We start from the raw sequence: 19,760 nt of genomic DNA on the forward strand, positions 1-19,760 counted from the left end.
GCCGCAACCTAGCGTTGGTTGCGACACACGCAACAGATTGTTGCAACATTAGCGGCTATGGTGCGGCGGGGCTTTGCGCGATTTTCATCGGACGAACGCGCGGCACAGCGCGGGCCGATTGGGGAGGAATGAGATGATTTCGACGAACGCTCGTCTGTTGGCCGCGACCGCGCTGTTCGCGCTGGTCCCCGTTGCCGCGCATGCCCAGACTCCTGCCGACGCGATTCCTGCGGCGCCCGCGCCCGACGCGGCGGCGCCCGCAGCCGGTCAGGAAATCATCGTCACCGCAACTGCACGTCCGCGGATCGCGCTCGACACCCCGTTGGCGGTGACGCAGGTCGGTGCGCAGGCGCTCGCACGCCTCGGCACCAGCGGCCAGGCGGATATTCTCAACTCGATCCCGACGATCAAGGCCGATGCGGGTGGCGGTGAAGTCGCGGCCAACGTTTTCGTGCGCGGCCTGCCCTCGGGCGGACAATTCCAGTTCACGCCACTTCTGTACGACGGCATTCCGGTGCTTTCGACGTTCGGGCTGAACTCGTCGGCCTATGACGTCTATTACCGCAACGACCTGGGCATCGACCGGCTCGAATATGTTCGCGGCGGCGTGTCGAACTTGTTCGGCCCGGGCTCGGTGGCGGGCCTGATCAACTATATCTCACGCACCGGCGGCCCCGAGCTGCGCGGCACCGTCCAGGCCGAATATGCCGAGCGCGGGCGTTACAAGGGCGATGCGGCGGTCAGCGGACCGTTGGGGAACGACCTGTTCTTCGCGGTGTCGGGCTGGTATCGCAAGGATGACGGCCCGATCAAAACCAACCTGGATACCGAGGGCTATCAGGTTCGCGGCAATTTGAAATGGCAGCCCGACGATCAAACGACGATCACGCTGTACGGCCAGTATATCGACGACAAGACGCAATTCTATCTGCCCGTCCCGCTCGACGGCAAAACACGCAACCGCATTGCCGGCAATGACGGCAACGAGGTGTTCTCGGTCCAGAACAACTTCAATTTCGCGAACCTGGCGTTCAACACGCCCGACGGGCTTTATACGCCCTCGGAAATTTCCGACGGGGTGAAGAGCCGCGGCGGCGAGGTTGCGCTGACGTTCGACAAGAAGTTCGGTGACGGCAATTGGGGCCTTAACGGCAAGGCGAAATACTCGCGTTACCACCATCAATTCGCTCTGTGGTCCGACGGCGACGGCTTGGTCAACGTCCCCGAAACACTGACCAGCTTCATTGCCAATGGTCAAAATCCGGCCGCCGGTCGCGGGGCGGCGATCCCGCAACTGGTCGGCGCGACCAACCCGGTGTTCACTTATGTCGGCGGCGCCGCGGTCCCCGCCAACGCGTTGCTGTTCGCCAACCGCTTCACCCAACGCGACCGCCCGATGCGTGACTACACCGCCGAATTGAACCTGACCGGCAATGTCGCAACCGGCGGCATCGATCATGCGCTGACGCTCGGCGGGTTCTACGCCAATGCGCGGGCGAGCGATTTCAACGTTACCACGACGTATCTTGCGGCATTCAACAACCAGCCCCAACTGGTCAATCTGACGGTAACGACTCCGGGCGGCGGCACCGCGATCATCTCGAAGAACGGGCTGCTGGATGCGGGCAGCGGTTACACAAACAACAGTGCGAAGGCCGAACGTTATGCGGGCTATTTCGCCGACCAGATGAAGATCGGCAGCCGCTTCAACTTCGATATCGGCGGGCGCATCGAGCATTATAATGGCGACATCCGCCGCGAACGGACTTCGACGACGATCACCGATGCGACGACGCCGAACCTGTCGACCGCATTGCGCAACGTTATCTGGGGCAATGACGGCTATCTGACCGGCAAGGTCAGCACGACCGAATGGGCGGCGGCATTCGGCGCGTTGTACAAGGTTACCGACCGGGTCAGCCTGTATGCCAACGGTTCGCGCGGTTATTTCTTCCCGGAAATCCGCGCCGTCGCCTTCCGTCCGCTATCCGCAGGCACGGCGGCGAATGCCAGCCTGTCCCCGGGCACCGCGACGTTCGACGGCGAAATCATCAAACAGGCCGAAGCCGGGATAAAGGTGGCGCAGCCTTGGTTCAGCTTTACTGCGGCAGGTTTCTACACCAACCTCAAGAACAGGCGTCAGGTGTTGTTCGTCAATGACGGCGTCGGCGGGTTTCGCGAGGCGGTCAATTTGATCGGCACCGAGAGCTTCGGCATCGAATCCACGCTGGACCTGAAGCTGACGCGGTCGCTGCATCTGAGCGGCAATCTGACGCTCCAGCATGCCAAATACACCACGTTCACCGCGCTGGACGTGAACAACAATCCGATCCCGAACCCGGCAATCATCGGCAACGAGTTGGAGCGCCAACCGAACATTCTGTACAATGCCGGGCTCTATTATGACGACGGTCACCTCGATGCATCGTTCTTCACCAACTACACCGGCGACAATTACGTCGCGTCGAACAACGCGATCCTGCTCGACGGGTTCAATATCGTGAACCTCAACGCCGGCTATAAAATCCCCGTCGGCGGACGAGCCAGCGTACGTGTCGGGGTCAACGTGTTCAACCTGTTCGACACCGATGCGGTGACCGAAGGTTCGCCGCGCCAGGACAACAACCAGACGGCAGGGGGCGCGTATTTCGTCGGTCGTCCGGTCCTGCCGCGCCGGATCAGCGGCACCATCGCGTTCAACTTCTAACCATGGCGAGGCGCGCGTGGACTTGAACGAAGCCGCGCGCGCCACGCTGCGCGCGAACGACCGGGGCGGCTATACCGTCCCCAACGGGCAGGTTTACCCGTTCCAGTGGAACTGGGATTCAGCATTCGTCGCGCTCGGGTTCGACACGTTCGACCGCGACCGCGCGTGGGCCGAAGTCGAAACGCTGTTCGAGGCGCAATGGTCCGACGGCTTCGTCCCGCACATCATCTTCTGGGTCGACGATGCGGGCTATTTCCCCGGTCCCGACGTGTGGGCGGCAGGCGAAAACGGCATCCGCACGTCGGGCATCACCCAGCCGCCGGTCGCGGCAACGGTGGTGAGGATGCTGTGGGACTCAGCCGTCGCGGCGGGCCAGGCGGACACATTCCGCCCGCGCGCGGAAAAACTGTTCGACCAGTTGCTCGCCTGGCACCGCTGGTTCGCGACGCATCGCGATCCCGAAGGACGCGGCGTGGTCGTGGCGGTGCATCCGTGGGAAACCGGCCGCGACAATTCGCCCGAATGGGATGCGCCGGGCGAGCCGATCGATGTGTCGGGCGTCGGCGCCTATACCCGCCGCGACACCGGGCATCTCGACGCCAAGATGCGCCCGACCAAGCTGGAATACGATCGCTACCTCGCGCTGGTGCAATATGGCCGCGCCCAAGGGTGGGAGCATCACAAGATCGCCGTCGGCAGCCCGTTCAAGGTCGCCGATGTCGGCATGTCGATGATGATGATGCGCGCCAATCGCGATCTGGCCGCGCTGGGCACTCTATTGGGCAAGGACGTCAGCGCCGTCGACCGCCTGATCGAGCGCGCCGAAGACGGGATCGACTGGCTGTGGGACGCCGACCGGCAAAGCTGGTGCTCGCGCGACCTGATCTCCGGCAAGTCGTCGGGTTTCGTCACCAGTGCATCGTTCCTGAGTTTTTACGCGGGCATTCGCGACGCGACGAAAGACGCGGCGACGCTCGCGCATTTCGACCGCATCGGCAAAGTCGTGAAGTATATGGTGCCGAGCCTCGATCCAGAGGACCCCGGGTTCCAGATGGTGCGTTATTGGCGTGGACCGGTCTGGGCCGTGGTCAACACGATGATCGGCATCGGGCTGGCCGAAGCCGGCCACGATGTTCGAGCCAAACGCGTCAAGGGCGATACGCGCACGATGATGAACCAGACGGGCTTTTTCGAGGCCTATTCGCCCGTCGACGGTACGGGCAGTGGGGGCGACGATTTCTCTTGGACGGCGGCAATGTGGCTCGCCTGGGCAGGACAGGACTAAACGATGACCCCCGAACAGCGCGAATTCTATGACGAGAACGGCTATGTATTGGTCCCCGGGATGTTCAGCCCGGAGGAAGCCGCCGATTACCGCGCGCGGATTCACGCGATTGCCGACAAACAAGGCGAAACCGACGCGACCTGGGCCAGCGTTTCGGGCGACACCAAGATCCAGCACAGCCACGATATCCAGTTCAAGGATGCGGCGTTCACGCGGTTGCTGACCGACCAGCGCCTGACCGACATGGCACAGGATATCATTGGCCCCAACGTCCAGCTTCACCACAACAAGATGTTCATCAAGCCACCGGAAAAGGGCTCGCCTTTTCCGATGCATCAGGATTTTCCGTACTTCCCGCACCGCGACCATTCGATGATCGCCGCGATCCTCCATTTCGACGATGCGCCGGTCGAAAAGGGTTGTGTCTGCGTCTACCCCGGCACGCACAAATTGGGACCGTTGCCCGCCGAAGGGTCCGACCATCACGTGTCGACCGAACTGTATCCGATCGAGCGGGCGACGCCGATCCCGGCCAAGGCGGGCGATGCGTTGTTCTTTCATTATCTGTTGGTGCACGGGTCGGGCGTAAACGTGTCGGACGAGGCGCGGACGACGTTGCTGATCCAACTGCGCGATCCCGCCGATCAGCCGCTGGAGGAACGCCATAGCTCGCGCGGCCAGGGGATGATACTGGCCGGCGTCGATCCGGGGCGCAAAGCCTTCAACTTCGCCTGGCAGGACAAGGCCGCCTGAGCGCATTCGCCGCCTTGTGCGCCGCGCTGACGCTCCCGGGAGCGACGATCAGCGCGACGCATGATGGCAAGATTTGCCGCGTCGAGGGACGGATCGCCGGCCGCGTCGGGTTTCAGCTGTGGCTGCCCGATGCGTGGAACGGGCGGTATTACCAGATCGGCACCGGCGGATTTGCCGGACAGATTTTCCCGGACTCGCTCGCCTGGGATGCGGCCAAGGGTAACGCCGTGGCGATGTCCGACGCGGGACATCGCGGCAATCCGATGGACGCCGGCTGGGCAAAGGGCGACCGGCAGGCGGTAATCGATTACGGCTATCAGTCGATCAAGACGACCAGCGACGCTGCGCGGATTTTGATCCGGCGTTATTACGGACGCGTCGCGCACCACCGTTATTTCGCGGGCTGTTCGAACGGCGGGCGGCAGGCGTTGATGGCGGCGATGCGCTGGCCCCAGGATTGGGAGGGGATCGTCGCAGGATCGCCCGCCGCATTGTGGACGCGGCAGCACGCCAGCTTTGCCGCGCTCCAACAGCAAGTCGAGCGATCGCTCCCGATCGACCCGGCAAAGGTGCAGCGCGCGGCGTTGGCGACCTGTCCCAAAGGCACCGTCGCGAACGACGTCGCGCTCGATCCCGAGCGTTGCCATTATCGCCCCGCCGACCCGTTGGTGCGGGCGATCGTCGCCGCCGGATACGCGCCGACCTCCACGGGCGACTGGGGCAAGTGGATCGTCAATCCCGACCGCGCCGCGCCGTCGCAGCGGCGCTTTGCCGAAGGCGGGTACCGGTATTTGCTGCGCAACAATCCCGGCTGGCAAGTCGCCAGGGTATTGTCAGGCTAATGCTAACTTGTCTCTGTCAGGAGGCGATGATGCAACCGATTTCCTACAAGCGGCACCGGTTTCCGCCGGACACAATTCGGCTCGCGGTGTGGCTGTATTTTCGCTTCACCCTGAGTTTTCGTGACGTCGAGGAACTGCTCGCCGCGCGTGGGATCGAGGTGAGCTACGAGACCGTCAGATGTTGGACGATCAAGTTTGGCCCGGCCATCGCAGCTAACATTCGGCGTCGCCGCGGGCGTGCCGACAGCGTCTGGCATCTTGATGAGATGGTGGTGCGGATCAGTGGCAAACGGATGTACATGTGGCGTGCCGTGGACAAAGAGGGCGAGGTCCTCGACGTCCTGGTTCAGAAGCGCCGCAACAAAGCGGCGGCATTGAAATTGTTGCGAAAACTGCTGAAGAACCAGGGCGCCATGCCCGAGGCGATCGTGACCGATGGCCTGGCCTCGTATCCTGCGGCGATGAAGGTTCTGGGATGCCTGGCCCGGCATAATCCCGGCCGATTACGCGACAACAACCGGGCCGAAAACTCTCACCTGCCGGTCCGGCGACGAGAGCGAAAAATGCAGCGGTTCAAGTCCCAGGGACAGGCGCAACGCTTCGTTTCCACCCACAGCGCAATCTACAACACCTTCAATATCCAGCGTCACCTGATCTCCCGAAACACGATGCGCCTCTTGCGAACTTCCGCGATGGCGGAGTGGACCGCCGCGTCCGCCGCCGCTGCATGAAACGACGGAATCACGGTCTATTGCCGCTCCCGAAAGTTAACCTGACAACACCACGGCGGTTTAGCCCGCAAAAGTGGCGCAAACCCGCGCTGACTTTGCGGGGTCCCTGATCGGGAGACCTGTGCTGGGGGTCCATGGCGGAGAGGGTGGGATTCGAACCCACGGTACCGTTACCGGCACGCCGCATTTCGAGTGCGGTGCTTTCGACCTCTCAGCCACCTCTCCGCGAAGAGCGGCGCGCATAGCGGGGTCGTGGGCGATTGCCAAGCCGGTGCTTGCGTTTGGCGGCACGCACCCTAGATTCAGTCCATGGACCTCCGCACCGCGATTCCTGAAAACCCCAAGGCACCTCCAGTTGCCAGTGCGCGCTTCGACATCGGCGATGTCGTGCGTCACCGCCATTTCGACTTTCGCGGTGTGGTGTTCGACGTCGATCCGGTGTTTGCCAATAGCGACGAATGGTATGCGGCGATCCCCGAGGGCATCCGCCCGCGCAAGGATCAGCCGTTCTACCACCTCCTAGCCGAAAATTCGGACAGCAATTACGTCGCTTATGTCAGCCAGCAGAACTTGCTGCGCGACGACAGCGATGAGGAGATCGACCATCCGGCGATCGACGGGCTGTTCGAAGCGTTCGAGCCGGGACGGTATACGCTGCGCTCAGTGCACCGGCACTGAGCAAGGAGCGGGCGGTAAGCCAAACGGAGCGTAGCGAGTGCCGCTTATCGCCGACTCCGGCAGCGCGGCCGGCGGGCAATAGCCCGACCGACGACGCGGCTTTGCCGCGGCACTAAGCCGCCGCCTTCTCCCGCGCATAAGCCTGCGTCCCGCGCGTAAACAGGCGATCCGCTGGCAACACGGTCTCCACCGCCAGATCCGGTTGTCCCTCCAGCTCGTCGTAAATCGGCGCGAAATCCGTTTCGACGGTGATGCGCAGCAATTCCTCGAACGACGGAATGACGAAATAGGTCTGCTGGAAATCGTCGATGCGGTAATCGGTCTGCATCACGCGTTTGAGGTCGAAGGCGATGCGATTGGGGCTGGGGTCATCGAGCGCGAACACACTTTCAGCGCGGCTCGAGACGATGCCCGAGCCATAGATCCGTAACGCCCCGGCTTCCTCGACCAACCCGAATTCGACCGTGTACCAGTAGAGTCGTGCGAGCTTTTTGAGCACGCCCAGATTCCCCGCCCGCTGCCCGCCGCGCCCATAGGCCGCGAGGTAATCCGCGAACACCGGGTCGGCCAGCATCGGCACATGCCCGAAAACATCGTGGAACACGTCGGGTTCCTGCAGATAATCAAGCTGGTCGGCGCGGCGGATGAAATTGCCCGCAACGAAGCGGCGATTGGCCATGTGATCGAAAAACACGTCGTCGGGCACCAGTCCCGGCACCGCGACCACCGACCAGCCGGTCAGCGTGCGCAGGCGTTCGGACAATTCCTCGAAATCGGGAATGCCTGGCTTGGACAGGCGCAACACGTCGAGCCCGCGCAGAAACGCTTCGGACGCACGCCCCGGCAGCATTTCTGACTGACGCGCGAACAGCGTGTTCCATACGTCATGCTCTTCTGCCGTATAGGTCGACCAGTCCTGCGGAATCGTCCAGTCGCCGCCGCTCATACGGTGTCGAGCACATTGCGCCCGCGCCGCACGCCGACACGGTGCGACGGTTTGGTGTCGAGCGACACGCGCTTGACCGTGTCCATGAACACATATTCGTTGGTCACCGCTTCGGCCGTGACGGTGGTGTGCATGTAACCACGGTTCGACGTGTCGCACCACCGGAGCTCGGCGGTGCTGCCCGCGAGGATCGTGCGCTGGACGGTCGCCGGATCGACGCCCTTGAAGCTTTGTTCCATGCCCGACGAGGTCACGCTGGTCCCGCCGAATTCGACACCCGCCGCGCGGCCATCGTTTTTCAGGTCGAATGCCCAGGCATTGTGGCTGTCGCCGGTCAGCACGCACAAATTGCTGTCCGCCGCCTGCGCCGCGCCGAGCAAGCGCGCCTTGGCCGCCGGATAGCCGCCCCAATTGTCGAGATTATAGGGCAGGCCCGCTTTCCCGGCGGCAATGCCCTCGCGGATGTACGACCGTCCGCGCTCCGAAGCATCGACGGGCATCAGCGCCATCAGCGCGTCGGTCGGCGCATTATAGCCGACATTGGTGCCGACGCCGAGCAACTGCCACGTCGCCGTGTCGCGCTTGAACGCGTGGCTCAGCCAGCTCTCCTGCTCGGTTCCGAACATCGTCCGCGCCGCATCGCGCCACGGCCCGTCGCGGAATTCCGCCAGCGCCTTGGGGATGTCGTTGCCACGTTCGATATCCTTGTAATCGTCCTGCCGCGACCGCGCGATCTCGCGCGTGTTGGTGCGGTAATAGGTTGCCAGATCGCCGATCTGATACGTCTTCCACGGCGCCTCGCCCACGGGCAGCCATTCATGCCATGCCTGAATCGCCGCGAGTTTGCGCATGGTGAAATCGCCCTCGTCGGGCTGATGATTTTGGGCACCGCCTTCCCAGCTGTCGTTCGACACTTCGTGATCGTCGGTCGATGCCAGCCAGGGGTGCGCGCGGTGCAGCGCCAACAACTGCGGATCGGTGCGATAGGCGGCGTAGCGCAGGCGATAATCGACGAGGTTGAGCAATTCTCCTGCGGGGAAAATGCGCGCCGAGAATTCGGGACCGAGATCATAGCCGCCGCGGCCATATTCATAGAAATAATCGCCGAGGTGGAGCACCGCATCGACATCGTCGCGCGCAGCGGCGTGGCCATAAGCGTTGAGTTCGCCATAGCCGATGTTGGAACATGAAAACGTCGCCAGCCGAAATGCGCCGACCTTGCCCGCCGGTAAAGTCTTGGTCCGCCCGATCGGCGATATCGCGCCATCGGGGGCGATGAAGCGATAGAAATAACGCGTGCCGGGCTGGAGGCCGTCGATGGTCAGCTTGACCGTATGGTCGCGCCATGGCCCCGTGGTCATCGCCGCGCCGCCGACGGGCCTGGCGAAATCGGTGGTCAGCGATATTTCGGCCGCAACGCGCGCCGGACCGCCGGTCTGCGGCTTGAAACGGGTCCACAACAGCACCGAATCCTGCGCCGGCTCACCCGACGCAACGTCGTGCGTGAAGCCGGTCAGCCCGAGCAGTGCCTGTGCCGCGAGTCGCCCGCCCGGCAGCATCAGGCTGCCCAGTCCGAACATCCCCGTCTGGATCATTGCGCGGCGGTCGATCTGGATCACGTGGCTTACTCCTCAACAGGCCCGGCAATGCGTCAGCGATAGCGGCGGCTTGTGACGAACGAAAGGCGGGGAATCAGGCGGTAGGCACGGTCGCCGCGCGAAACTCACAATTGGGTCCTGAGCGTCCATAATTCGGGGAATGCCCGCTTGCCCAACGTCGACTGGAGGTATGGCACGCCCGCCGTGCCGCCGGTGCCGCGCTTGCCGCCGATGATGCGACTGACCGTCAGGACGTGCTTGTGCCGCCACGTCGCCATCGCGTCGTCGACATCGACCAGTTTCTCCGCGAGCTGGTACAAATCCCACCAGCGCTCGGGATCGCGATACACCTCAAGCCAGGCCGCCTCGACCGCTGCATCGGGCTCATACGCTTGCGTCCAGTCGCGCGACAATGCGTCGGGTGGGACGGCAAAGCCCGCGCGCGCCAGCGCCGCAATCGCTTCGTCCCACAGGCTCGGCGCGTTCAACGCCGCGCGCATCGCGGCCTGCGCTTCCGGCCGGTCCTCCTGAAACCGCAAATGCGATCCGTCCTTCACGCCCAACAGGAATTCGAGCGTGCGGAACTGGTCCGACTGAAACCCGCTCGACGGGCCGAGGACGTGACGAAATTGGGTATATTCGCTGGGCGTCATGGTCGCCAGCACGTCCCAGCTGAGCGTCATCACGGCCTGAATGCGGCTGACCCGCGCCAGATATTTATAGGCCGGCACCAACCGATCCGTGCGCACCTGCGCAATCGCCATCTGCACTTCTGCAATGGCCTGTTTGAGCCACAATTCCTTGGTCTGGTGGATGACGATGAACAGCATCTCGTCATCGAGGTCGGACTTGGTGTGCTGTGCCGACAGCAGCGTGTCGAGATCGAGGTAGCGCGCATAGGTCATCGGAGCGTCAGCCATGCGTCATGCGTAGCAAGCCCTTGGACGCGCGTCGAACATCGCCTATATCAGGGGCGCCGGCTTGTCCGGAGATGGCGATGAATGATGCCGTGTAATAGATGCAGCGGACCCGGGGGCGGTACCCGGCGGCTCCACCATAGTCCCCGTTCGCGGGGCCTTTGACGGGGCCGAACTAGGATCGACGTGTATTCAAAGACGATGTTTTTGCCCGGCCTGAATGCGCCGTAAAACCGTTCAAAACGATAAGTGCCAACGATAACCAGGCGCTCGCGATTGCTGCGTAACTGATCCCTTCGGGGTTAGGTTATAAAGCTTAAGCGCGGTCGGACCGAACCGGGCAACAGAATCGGATTCCAGCGGGCTGGGGAGCCCCGGGCAACAGAAGCTCCCCACTTTTCCGCGGCGAGCGGTGATTAGGACAGCGGAGCGCAGCGAGCGCGGCCCAATTACGACTCGCGAAGGAACGGCCGGCCGCGCAACGCAGGACCGACGACGCGGCTTTGCTGCGGCGGCCAACCCCACCGCAAAAAAGCACCTGAACCTCGCACATCGAAACGTTGTGTTTCGTTCATGCAACGATTCTTGCCGACGCGCGCTTTCTCCATGTTAATTCAAGGGAGCACCAACATGCGTAAATTCATCATGGCACTCAGCGCGCTCAGCGTTGCCCTGCCCGTCGCGACCGTTCTGCCCGCCACGTCGGCATCGGCGCGGTCGGCACGTTACTACCCCGCCTATCGCGGTTCGGACGGCCGTTATCGCTGTGCCCGTCGCGGCGGCACGACTGGTGCGTTGATCGGTGGCGCCGGCGGTGCCTTGGTCGGCAGCGCGCTGGGTGGCACCGCGGCCACGCTCATCGGCGCAGCCGGTGGTGCGCTTGCAGGCCGCGAAGTCGAGCGCAGCCGTTCGACGCGTCGCTGCCGCTACAACCGTTAAGTCGGTTTAAGTCAGGAAGGGTGCCGCCACGTCAGGCGGCACCCGCTTGATCCTGCCCGTCGCCTTGTCGACGATCGCCCAGGTCGTCCTGGCGCGAACCAGCACACGCCCGTCGCGGCTGAATTCCACATTGCGGTCGAAACGCGCCCCGCGCGGCGCATCACCGACCCAGGTCCGCCCTTCGGCACACTCGCCCGGCCCCATATTCCCGACATAATCGATCTCGTGGCGCACCACGACCCAGATATACGCGTCGACATGATCGGGTGCCGCAACCGCGCGCCAGTGATTGACCGCAATCTCCTGAATCCATCTGACCCACACCGCATTGTTGACATGACCCAGCTCGTCGATGTCGCCCGGCTGCGGCATGAAGGTTTCGGTGAAGCTCACGCGCAGCCCATGCAGTCGAGGAAAAAGGCAAACTCCTCCGCGGTTTCGTACAGGCTTTCGAACCGCCCCGATTTGCCGCCATGCCCCGCGCCCATATTCGTCTTGAGCAGCAAGGGCGCGTTTCCCGTGCCGACTTCACGCAGCTTCGCGACCCATTTGGCTGGTTCCCAATAGGTCACGCGCGGATCGGTCAACCCCGCCGTCACCAGCATCGGCGGATAGGCCTGCGCGCGAACATTGTCGTATGGCGAATAAGCACGGATCAGGTCGAACGCGGCCTCGTCCTCGATCGGATTACCCCATTCGGGCCATTCGCCCGGCGTCAGCGGCAGATCGGGATCGAGCATGGTGTTGAGCACATCGACGAACGGCACATGCGCCGCGATCGCGCCCCATAATTCGGGCGCCTCGTTGGCGACGACGCCCATCAGCTCGCCGCCCGCCGAACCGCCCGCCGCGCAAATCCTGCCCGCCGACGAATAGCCGAGCGCGATCATCCCCCGCGCTACATCGATGAAATCGGTGAACGCATTCCACCGCTTGGTCAGCTTGCCGTCGAGCTGCCATTGCTGCCCCAGGTCGTCGCCGCCGCGGATATGGGCGATGGCAAAGGCGAAGCCGCGATCGACCAGGCTGATCCGCCCCGTCGAAAAACCAGGCGGGATAGCAATGCCGTACGCGCCATAGCCGTAAAGGTAGAGCGGCCGGCTGCCATCGAGCGGAAAGTCCCTGCCGTGGACGACCGACACAGGAATGCCTGTGCCGTCGCGCGCCGGGATCGTCAGCCGCGTCGTGGTGTAGCGCGCGCCTTCATAGCCCGAAGGAATTTCCTGTTCCTTGAGCACCGCCATGGCACCGCCCGCCACCGCGCGTTCCAGCACCCGCGCGGGCGTAACCATCGATTCATAGTCGAACCGCAGCGTGTCGACATCATATTCGGGATTGTCGCCCAATCCCGCAGCATAGCTCGTCTCGGGCCAGACGATGCGCTCGCGCAGACCGCCCGCATAATCGTGCAGCTCGACCTGATCCAAACCATCTTCGCGGCCCTCGACGGTGAAAAAGCCCGCGAAACAGGTCACATCGTTGAGGTAGAAATTGTCCTTCGGCGCAATCAGTTCGGTCCATTCCCCGGGCGTGGCCAGCGGCGCGGTGACCAACCGAAATTGCGGGCTGGTGTCGTTGGTCGTGATGAACAGCGTGCCGTCATGCTCGTCGAGGTCGTATTCCAGCCCAGCCTGCCGCGCGCGCACCAGGATCTGTTCGGCGAACGGATCGCTCGCGGGCAGCAGCCGCACTTCGCTGGTGGTATTGTCGCCCGTCGCCAGTACGATCCATGCGCGGCTCGACACCATGCCGACGCCACACTGAAACCCCGGATCGGCCTCGTGATACAGAAGCTCCGCCTTCGCCGGATCGTCGCCCAGCCGATGCGCCATGATCCGGTCGATGCGCCATTGATCGTTGACCAGCCCGTAAACCAGCGTGCCGCCGTCCGCCGAAAACACCACATCGCCCATCGTGCCGGGGATCGTATCAGGCAGATCCGCACCAGTGTTCAGATCGCGGACCTTGAGCGTGTACCGCTCCGAACCGTCGGTATCGGTCGCATAGGCGAGCAATCGCCCGTCCTCGCTCACATGGATCGCGCCCAGCCGGAAATACTCATGCCCCTTGGCCAGCGCCGGCTCATCGACGATCAGTTCGTCCGCGCCGCCCGCAACCGGCCTGCGCCACCATTTGCGATACTCGCCGCCTTCGTAGAACGACCGCCAGTATAGCCAGTCGCCGTCCTTCACCGGCACGCTCTCGTCCGCTTCCTTGATGCGTCCGCGCAGCTCGGCATAAAGCTTGTCGATCAGCGGCTGCTGCGTCTCCTTCCATGCCTCGAACCAGCGGTTTTCGGCCGCAAGATGCGCGAGGATCGCCTGATCCTTGACCTCGGGATAGTCGGGATCGCGGAGCCAAGCGTAATCGTCGGTCAGTTCGACGCCGTGATGGGTGGATGAAACGGGGCGACGGAGCGCGACGGGAGCTTGCATCGGGTGGCTGTAGCGGCCCATCCCCATACTGTCGCCCCTGCGCAGGCAGGGGCCTAGACAGGCTTGCCACTAGCGGTTTCGCCTCAATTTGAGAGTTCATCTAGGCCCCTGCCTGCGCAGGGGCGACAGGCTTGGATGAAGCCGTTAGCTTTCATATAAATGCGCGCCCTCCTGCCCCTCCTCCTCCTCTCCGCCTGCGCCACCCGCCCGGCGGAAGTGCGCGTGGCATTCGACGCGGGAAGTGTGACGTCGATCCACGCGAGCGGCTATGCCGATCGCGCAACGCACCGCCGCGTCACCGCCGATGATCCGGTGCGCGTGGCAAGCATTTCGAAAATGGTCACTGCGCTCGGCGTCATGCGGCTGGTCGAAGCGGGCAAGCTCGACCTCGACCGCGACGTGTCGGATTATCTCGGTTGGCGCGTTCGCAACCCCGCTTTCCCCGACGCCCCGGTGACGCTGCGCCTGCTGCTGTCGCATCGCTCGAGCCTGACCGACGAAGCCGATTACGCCATCCCGCTCGGCAAGACGCTCCACGACACCCTCGCCAATCCAAAAGCGTGGAATGCCGCCCATGCACCGGGCAGCTGGTTTCGCTACACCAACCTCAATTTCCCGGTGGTCGCCAGCGTGATGGAATCCGTCACTGGCGAACGTTTCGACACCCTCATGGCGCGCCTCGTGTTCCAGCCGCTTCAACTCGACGCCTGCTTCAACTGGACGACCTGCAGCGACGCGAAGCTGGCCCGCGCGGTCCTGCTGTATGATGACAAAGGTGCGGTGCTGCGCGACGATCTCCACGGTCAGCGCCCCGCCTGCCCTGTCCTCGCGCCCGACGGCTGCGACCTCGCCGCTTACCGCCCCGGCAACAACGGCGCATTGTTCAGCCCGCAAGGGGGGCTGCGCATTTCGGCGCGCGATCTGGCGCGCATCGGCCAGATGGTGCTCCAAAACGACGGCAGTTTCCTCAAACCCGAAACGGTCAACATGCTCGAAGTCGGCGAACCCGGCACCGCATTCATCACTGGCGAAACGGAGAATGGCTTTTACTGCCAATACGGCCTCGCCTGGCAATCGCTGCCCAGCTTCCCTCAAGGCTGCCGCGACGATCTGTTCGGGAACGGCCACGAATGGCGCGGCCATGCCGGCGAGGCTTATGGCGTGCGCTCGGGCCTGTGGCTGAGCGGCGACAAGGGAATTGCCTTTTTCGCTACGGCGGTGCCCGATGGGCAAAAGGGAAAACATTCCGCATTCAGCGCCGCCGAAGAGCGCTTGACCAAAGGAAAATAAGCATGAAGCGCGTTCTGATCCTGACGGCGGCCCTGACCCTCGGCGCGGCACCTCCGGCCTATGACACCATCATCAAGGGCGGCACGATCTACGACGGATCGGGCGGCACCCCCTTTGTCGGCGATGTCGCGATCGCCAGCGACCGCATCGTCGCCGTCGGGCGCGTCACCGGTGGGGCGAAACGTATCATCGACGCACACAGCCTCGCGGTCGCGCCGGGCTTTATCAACATGCTCAGCTGGGCGAACCAAAGCCTGATCGCCGACCCGCGCTCGATGAGCGACATCAAACAGGGTGTGACGCTGGAGGTCATGGGCGAAGGCTGGTCCGAAGGTCCGCTCAACCCCAAGATGAAAGCTGACGCAGCGAAGCGTCAAGGCGACATTAAATATCCGATCCAATGGACGACGCTGGCCGATTATCAGAACTGGATCACCCGGCGCGGCATCACGCCCAACATCGCCAGCTTTGTCGGCGCGACCACCGTCCGCATCCACGAACTCGGCGAAGGCGATGTCGACCCGACCCCCGCCCAGCTTGCACGGATGCAGGCGCTGGTGCGGCAGGCAATGAACCAGGGCGCGATGGGTGTCGGCTCCAGCCTGATTTACGCCCCCGCGACGTATGCCGAAACACCCGAACTGATCGCCTTGATGAAGGCCGCCGCGCCCTGTGGCGGCATGTACATCAGCCACATGCGCAACGAGAGCGACGACATCGGAGGCGCGATCGATGAGGTCATCCGCATCGTTCACGAGTCCGGCGCCAAGGGTGGCGAAATCTATCACCTGAAACAGGCCGGGGCGGCCAATTGGGGCAAGCTCCCCGCCGTAATTGCGCAGATTGAAGGCGCCCGTGCCAAAGGCATCCGCATCACCGCCGACATGTATACCTATCCTGCCGGTGCGACCGGCCTAGACGCCGCAATGCCGACATGGGTCCAAGCGGGCGGGCTCGAACAATGGATTGCGCGGCTTAAGGACCCGCAGACGCGCACCAGAGTCGCCGCCGAGATGCGCCAGCCCGGCAAGGGATGGGAAAACTTGCTGCTCCAGGCAGGTAAGCCGGAGAACGTGCTGTTCCTCGAATTCAAAAATCCAGCGCTCAAGCCGCTTGCCGGCAAAACGCTCGCCGAAGTCGCCGCGATGCGCCACCTCTCGCCCGAGGAAACGGCAATCGACCTCGTGATCGAGGACGGCAGCCGCGTCGGCACCGCATACTTCCTGATGGATGAGAAGAACGTCGCGCGACAAACGGCTTTGCCCTGGGTGGCGTTCGGCTCCGACGCCGCCAGCCAGGCGCCCGAGGGCGTTTTTCTCAACTCCAGTGCACACCCCCGCACCTATGGCAATTTCGCCCGCTTCCTCGGCGAATACGTCCGCGACGAACACACCACCTCGCTCGCCGATGCCATTCGCCGCCTGTCCAGCTTCCCTGCCAAAAACCTCGGCATTGCCGATCGCGGCAGCCTCAAAACAGGCAATTACGCCGACGTCGCAATCTTCAATCCCAAAACGATCGGCGACCGCGCGACCTTTGCTCAACCGCAGCAATATGCGGTCGGTATGCGTCATGTCTTCGTCAACGGCGTTCAAGTGCTGAAAGACGGCGAACACACCAACGCGACGCCCGGGCGCGTTGTGCTTGGCCCCGGCACGGGTCGCTGCCCTGCAGTGCGTTAAGCGATCGAGGCGATCTTCGGCGACGACTTGCCCAGATTCGGGCGCGCGCGGCCCATCGACCAATTGCCCTGCATCCGCACCTTGGGATTTGGCGCGCACCAGATTTCACCGCTGGCGTCGAGCGCCACGACCCAGAGCAAGTCGAACTCCTGTCCATAATCGATCACCGCGACAGCATAGCCGTCGCCGCGGTCCTCGACGGTCATGGGCAGCGGCGGATCAAGCTGGGTGAAGGCCATGTCGCTGAAACGACAAGATTGCATTCGCGTTCCCGCCCTGGGGTGGCGAAATTCGCGCTCAGCCCGTAACGCGCGCGCATCATGACCGACCTCCGCGACGCCGCCCTGATTTCTAAAGCCTGGCCCTTCGAAGAAGCGCGCAAGGTCCTGAAGCGCTGGCGCGACGGCAAGCCGGGTGGCGCATCGATCGTCTTCGAAACCGGCTATGGCCCGTCAGGCCTGCCGCATATCGGCACGTTCAACGAAGTCTTGCGCACCACAATGGTCCGCCGCGCCTTCGCCACGATGAGCGATCAGCCGACCAGGCTGATCGCGTTCAGCGACGACATGGACGGACTGCGCAAAGTGCCCGACAACGTCCCCAACCAGGCGATGCTGACCGCACATCTCGGCAAGCCCTTGTCGGCGATCCCCGATCCGTTCGGCACGCATGACAGTTTCGCTGCGCACAACAATGCAATGCTCCGCGACTTCCTCGATCGCTTCGGCTTCGATTATGATTTCGTCTCGGCGACCGAGCGCTACACATCCGGCGCGTTCGATGACGCGTTGAAGAACGTCCTGCGCCATTTCGACGCGATCATGGACGTGATGCTGCCGACGCTGCGCGCCGAGCGCCGCGCGACCTATTCGCCGGTGCTGCCCGTTTCGGCGAGGAGCGGCGTGGTACTGCAGGTTCCCGTCACCGTAGTCGATGCGGACACTGGCGTGATCCGTTTCGAGGACGACGGTGAGATAGTCGAACAGTCGATCCTCGGCGGCGCGGCCAAGCTGCAATGGAAGGTCGACTGGGCCATGCGCTGGGTTGCACTCGGCGTCGATTACGAAATGTACGGCAAGGACCTGACCGACAGCGGCATCCAGTCGGGCAAGATCGCCAGCATTCTCGGCAGCAAAAAGCCTGAAGGCATGATCTACGAAATGATGCTCGACGAACATGGCGAGAAGATCTCGAAGTCCAAGGGCAATGGCCTGACGCTCGACGAATGGCTGCGCTACGGCACGCAGGAAAGCCTCGCGCTGTTCGCCTATCGCGAGCCCAAATCCGCCAAGCAGCTGCATCCGGGCGTGATCGCGCCGGCGGTCGACGATTATTACAAGTTCGTCACCAGCTACCCGGCGCAAAAGGTCGAACAGCAGCTCGGCAACCCCGCGCACCATATCCACAACGGCGCGGTGCCGGACGCCGTGCCGCCGGTGACGTTTGGGCTACTCCTGAACCTCGCCGGCGTGCTCGGGCCCGAAGCCACGCCCGATGGCATGCGGGCCTATCTGGCGAACTATGTCGAAGGCGACATCACCGCCGAACTCGACGCGTTGATCGGCCACGCCCTCGCCTACAACCGCGATTTCGTCGCGCCGACGCTCAAGCGCCGCAAGCCCGCAGGCGTCGAGATCGCCGCGCTCGAACGGCTGGACCGCGAACTGGCAGGCGTCGCCGGGGCCGATCCAACCGACATCCAGACACTGGTCTACACCATCGGCAACGAAGGCGGGTTCGAGTCCCTGCGCGACTGGTTCCGCGCGCTGTACGAAACCCTGCTTGGGTCGTCGCAGGGACCGCGCATGGGCAGCTTCATCGCGCTCTATGGCGTCGCAAACACCCGCAAACTGATCGCCGAAGCCTTAAGCTAGAGCCGCAGCGCGTCTGCGCATCGAACGCCGGGTCGCGCCTGCAAATCCGAACCCGCCGATCATCATCGCCCATTGCGCCTGCTCGGGCACCCCGCCCGCGCCGATCACCGGTCCACCCGCTGGGCCTGCGGCATTGGCAAAGCCAGGGGTCAGCACCAGCGGGCTGCTCCACGCAAAGCCCGAATTGAGTGAAATTACAGGATCGACCCACGCCTCGGCGCGATCGCACGCGCCGGGGGTCTGCGGATAATAGCAATAATAGGATCCGCCATCGGCCCGCGCAAAGGCGGTCAACTCCAGCGTCCCGCGAAAGTCGAGCCCGCTCGTGGCCATCAGCGCCCCGTTAATGGTGAATTGCCGCAGACCGCAACCACCGTTGCCGCGGATGCATTCCAGATTGGCCCCGGGGCCGATCGCGCCCGTATAGATGTCGACCTCGGCGTGGCCATTGGGACCCGACGAGGTAAACTCTCGTCCGCTGATCGTGACCAACGGCGCATTGAACAGGTTACAGCCCGGCTGGCCCACGCAGAGCGATTGGGCGTAATCGATGATCGCGCTGCGTTCGGCCAAACTCGCTGCCGTATACGTATAGTCGTAACGCAGCGTTCCCTGAGCCACCGCAAGGCCGGATTCATAGGTATACCCGGTCGGGTTCACGAACGCGCTCGCCACGATTGCGGGATAGGGCGACGGCTGCAACGCGACATAGGCTTGTCCATAGGACCGCGCATCGAGGTGGACGCCAGCGTCGGTGCCGCTTGAGGTGTTTTGCATCGGCGTTGTCGAATATTGGGTTGTTGTCGTCCATTCGATGTTCGCCGCCGCGGCGGGCGAAGCAAAAGCGGCAAGGACGGCCATAAATGCAGTCAGTCGGCGCAACATGATGATACTCCCCGGTGATTGCGCCGTCCCTGCAAACACCGGTCAGCCGCGCCAATTGCCTAAAGAGGCAGTTGCCGGTGCTCGTCCCGTTCCGGGACAAGTGCACGTCCCACGCCGCCGACCTGCCTATTTAGGCAATTGGTTCGCACACCCCGCGCGGTCACTAGGGCCTCAATAACGCCGGATAAGGTCGCAAAC

17 protein-coding genes, 1 tRNA gene and 1 other RNA gene are annotated in these 19,760 nt (G+C 63.4%); 11 read left to right on the top strand and 8 right to left on the bottom strand.

The window, feature by feature from the left end:
• The first annotated feature begins 133 nt into the window (after positions 1-133).
• Genes ACM9ME_RS10875 through ACM9ME_RS10895 form a run of 5 tightly spaced genes read left to right on the top strand, consistent with a single transcriptional unit; the run spans position 134 to position 6,318 of the window.
• Positions 134-2,707 (top strand): TonB-dependent receptor, encoded by a 2,574-nt coding sequence (locus tag ACM9ME_RS10875; protein WP_415643486.1) that lies wholly within the window; start codon positions 134-136, stop codon positions 2,705-2,707.
• A gap of 16 nt (positions 2,708-2,723) precedes the next feature.
• Positions 2,724-3,992: an MGH1-like glycoside hydrolase domain-containing protein gene (locus ACM9ME_RS10880; protein ID WP_415643487.1), complete on the top strand. Its 1,269-nt coding sequence runs from the start codon at positions 2,724-2,726 to the stop codon at positions 3,990-3,992.
• 3 nt (positions 3,993-3,995) lie between these two features.
• Entirely contained in the window at positions 3,996-4,745 is a 750-nt protein-coding gene (locus ACM9ME_RS10885; RefSeq protein WP_415643488.1) for a phytanoyl-CoA dioxygenase family protein, read from the top strand.
• A gap of 14 nt (positions 4,746-4,759) precedes the next feature.
• Entirely contained in the window at positions 4,760-5,587 is an 828-nt protein-coding gene (locus tag ACM9ME_RS10890; protein WP_415643489.1) for a tannase/feruloyl esterase family alpha/beta hydrolase, read from the top strand.
• 29 nt (positions 5,588-5,616) lie between these two features.
• A complete protein-coding gene (locus ACM9ME_RS10895) occupies positions 5,617-6,318 on the top strand; it encodes an IS6 family transposase (RefSeq protein ID WP_415643490.1) in 702 nt (233 codons plus the stop codon).
• A 135-nt stretch (positions 6,319-6,453) separates the two neighbouring features.
• On the opposite strand, the gene ACM9ME_RS10900 is transcribed toward ACM9ME_RS10895, so the two are convergent.
• A tRNA-Ser gene (locus ACM9ME_RS10900) sits at positions 6,454-6,543 on the bottom strand.
• An 84-nt stretch (positions 6,544-6,627) separates the two neighbouring features.
• Here ACM9ME_RS10900 and hspQ point away from each other — a divergent pair.
• Positions 6,628-6,996, top strand: a complete 369-nt coding sequence (gene hspQ / locus ACM9ME_RS10905) for a heat shock protein HspQ (protein ID WP_415643491.1) — start codon at positions 6,628-6,630, stop codon at positions 6,994-6,996.
• A gap of 112 nt (positions 6,997-7,108) precedes the next feature.
• Here hspQ and phhA read toward each other — a convergent pair whose 3' ends face one another.
• The 3 genes from phhA to ACM9ME_RS10920 form a co-directional block, all read right to left on the bottom strand.
• Positions 7,109-7,942 (bottom strand): phenylalanine 4-monooxygenase, encoded by an 834-nt coding sequence (phhA, locus tag ACM9ME_RS10910; RefSeq protein WP_415643492.1) that lies wholly within the window; start codon positions 7,940-7,942, stop codon positions 7,109-7,111.
• Positions 7,939-9,561 carry an alkaline phosphatase D family protein gene (locus ACM9ME_RS10915; RefSeq protein ID WP_415643493.1) on the bottom strand — a complete coding sequence of 541 codons (1,623 nt, stop codon included), beginning with the start codon at positions 9,559-9,561 and terminating at the stop codon, positions 7,939-7,941. The genes phhA and ACM9ME_RS10915 overlap by 4 nt, the downstream gene beginning before the upstream one ends.
• Before the next feature lie 104 nt (positions 9,562-9,665).
• Complete coding sequence (locus ACM9ME_RS10920; protein ID WP_415643494.1) at positions 9,666-10,460, bottom strand: tryptophan 2,3-dioxygenase; 795 nt, start codon at positions 10,458-10,460, stop codon at positions 9,666-9,668.
• A 16-nt stretch (positions 10,461-10,476) separates the two neighbouring features.
• On the opposite strand from ACM9ME_RS10920, the gene ssrA reads away from it, so the two are divergent.
• Together ssrA and ACM9ME_RS10930 are read left to right on the top strand one after the other, a co-directional pair.
• Positions 10,477-10,815, top strand: a transfer-messenger RNA (tmRNA) gene (gene ssrA, locus ACM9ME_RS10925).
• Between the two features lie 272 nt (positions 10,816-11,087).
• A complete protein-coding gene (locus tag ACM9ME_RS10930) occupies positions 11,088-11,396 on the top strand; it encodes a glycine zipper 2TM domain-containing protein (RefSeq protein WP_415643495.1) in 309 nt (102 codons plus the stop codon).
• Between the two features lie 6 nt (positions 11,397-11,402).
• On the opposite strand, the gene ACM9ME_RS10935 is transcribed toward ACM9ME_RS10930, so the two are convergent.
• Positions 11,403-11,795, bottom strand: coding sequence for an acyl-CoA thioesterase (locus ACM9ME_RS10935; protein WP_415643546.1), 393 nt, complete (start codon positions 11,793-11,795; stop codon positions 11,403-11,405).
• Positions 11,786-13,858, bottom strand: coding sequence for a S9 family peptidase (locus ACM9ME_RS10940; RefSeq protein ID WP_415643496.1), 2,073 nt, complete (start codon positions 13,856-13,858; stop codon positions 11,786-11,788). The genes ACM9ME_RS10935 and ACM9ME_RS10940 overlap by 10 nt, the downstream gene beginning before the upstream one ends.
• Before the next feature lie 132 nt (positions 13,859-13,990).
• Here ACM9ME_RS10940 and ACM9ME_RS10945 point away from each other — a divergent pair, with 132 nt between their 5' ends.
• Positions 13,991-15,121: a serine hydrolase domain-containing protein gene (locus ACM9ME_RS10945; protein WP_415643497.1), complete on the top strand. Its 1,131-nt coding sequence runs from the start codon at positions 13,991-13,993 to the stop codon at positions 15,119-15,121.
• A gap of 2 nt (positions 15,122-15,123) precedes the next feature.
• A complete protein-coding gene (locus ACM9ME_RS10950; protein WP_415643498.1) occupies positions 15,124-16,803 on the top strand; it encodes an N-acyl-D-amino-acid deacylase family protein in 1,680 nt (559 codons plus the stop codon).
• Here the strand turns inward: ACM9ME_RS10950 and ACM9ME_RS10955 are convergent.
• Positions 16,800-17,042, bottom strand: coding sequence for a hypothetical protein (locus ACM9ME_RS10955; protein WP_415643547.1), 243 nt, complete (start codon positions 17,040-17,042; stop codon positions 16,800-16,802). The genes ACM9ME_RS10950 and ACM9ME_RS10955 overlap by 4 nt on opposite strands.
• An 81-nt stretch (positions 17,043-17,123) precedes the next feature.
• Between ACM9ME_RS10955 and ACM9ME_RS10960 the strand changes: the two genes are divergently transcribed.
• The gene (locus ACM9ME_RS10960) at positions 17,124-18,677 is read left to right on the top strand and encodes a lysine--tRNA ligase (protein ID WP_415643499.1); all 1,554 of its coding nucleotides are present in this window, start codon (positions 17,124-17,126) and stop codon (positions 18,675-18,677) included.
• Here the strand turns inward: ACM9ME_RS10960 and ACM9ME_RS10965 are convergent.
• Positions 18,669-19,562: a hypothetical protein gene (locus ACM9ME_RS10965; RefSeq protein ID WP_415643500.1), complete on the bottom strand. Its 894-nt coding sequence runs from the start codon at positions 19,560-19,562 to the stop codon at positions 18,669-18,671. The genes ACM9ME_RS10960 and ACM9ME_RS10965 overlap by 9 nt on opposite strands.
• Between the last annotated feature and the right edge of the window lie 198 nt (positions 19,563-19,760).

Origin of the sequence: Sphingomonas antarctica, from assembly GCF_965137005.1 — a bacterium.
In the GTDB taxonomy this organism is placed as follows: domain Bacteria; phylum Pseudomonadota; class Alphaproteobacteria; order Sphingomonadales; family Sphingomonadaceae; genus Sphingomonas_O; species Sphingomonas_O antarctica.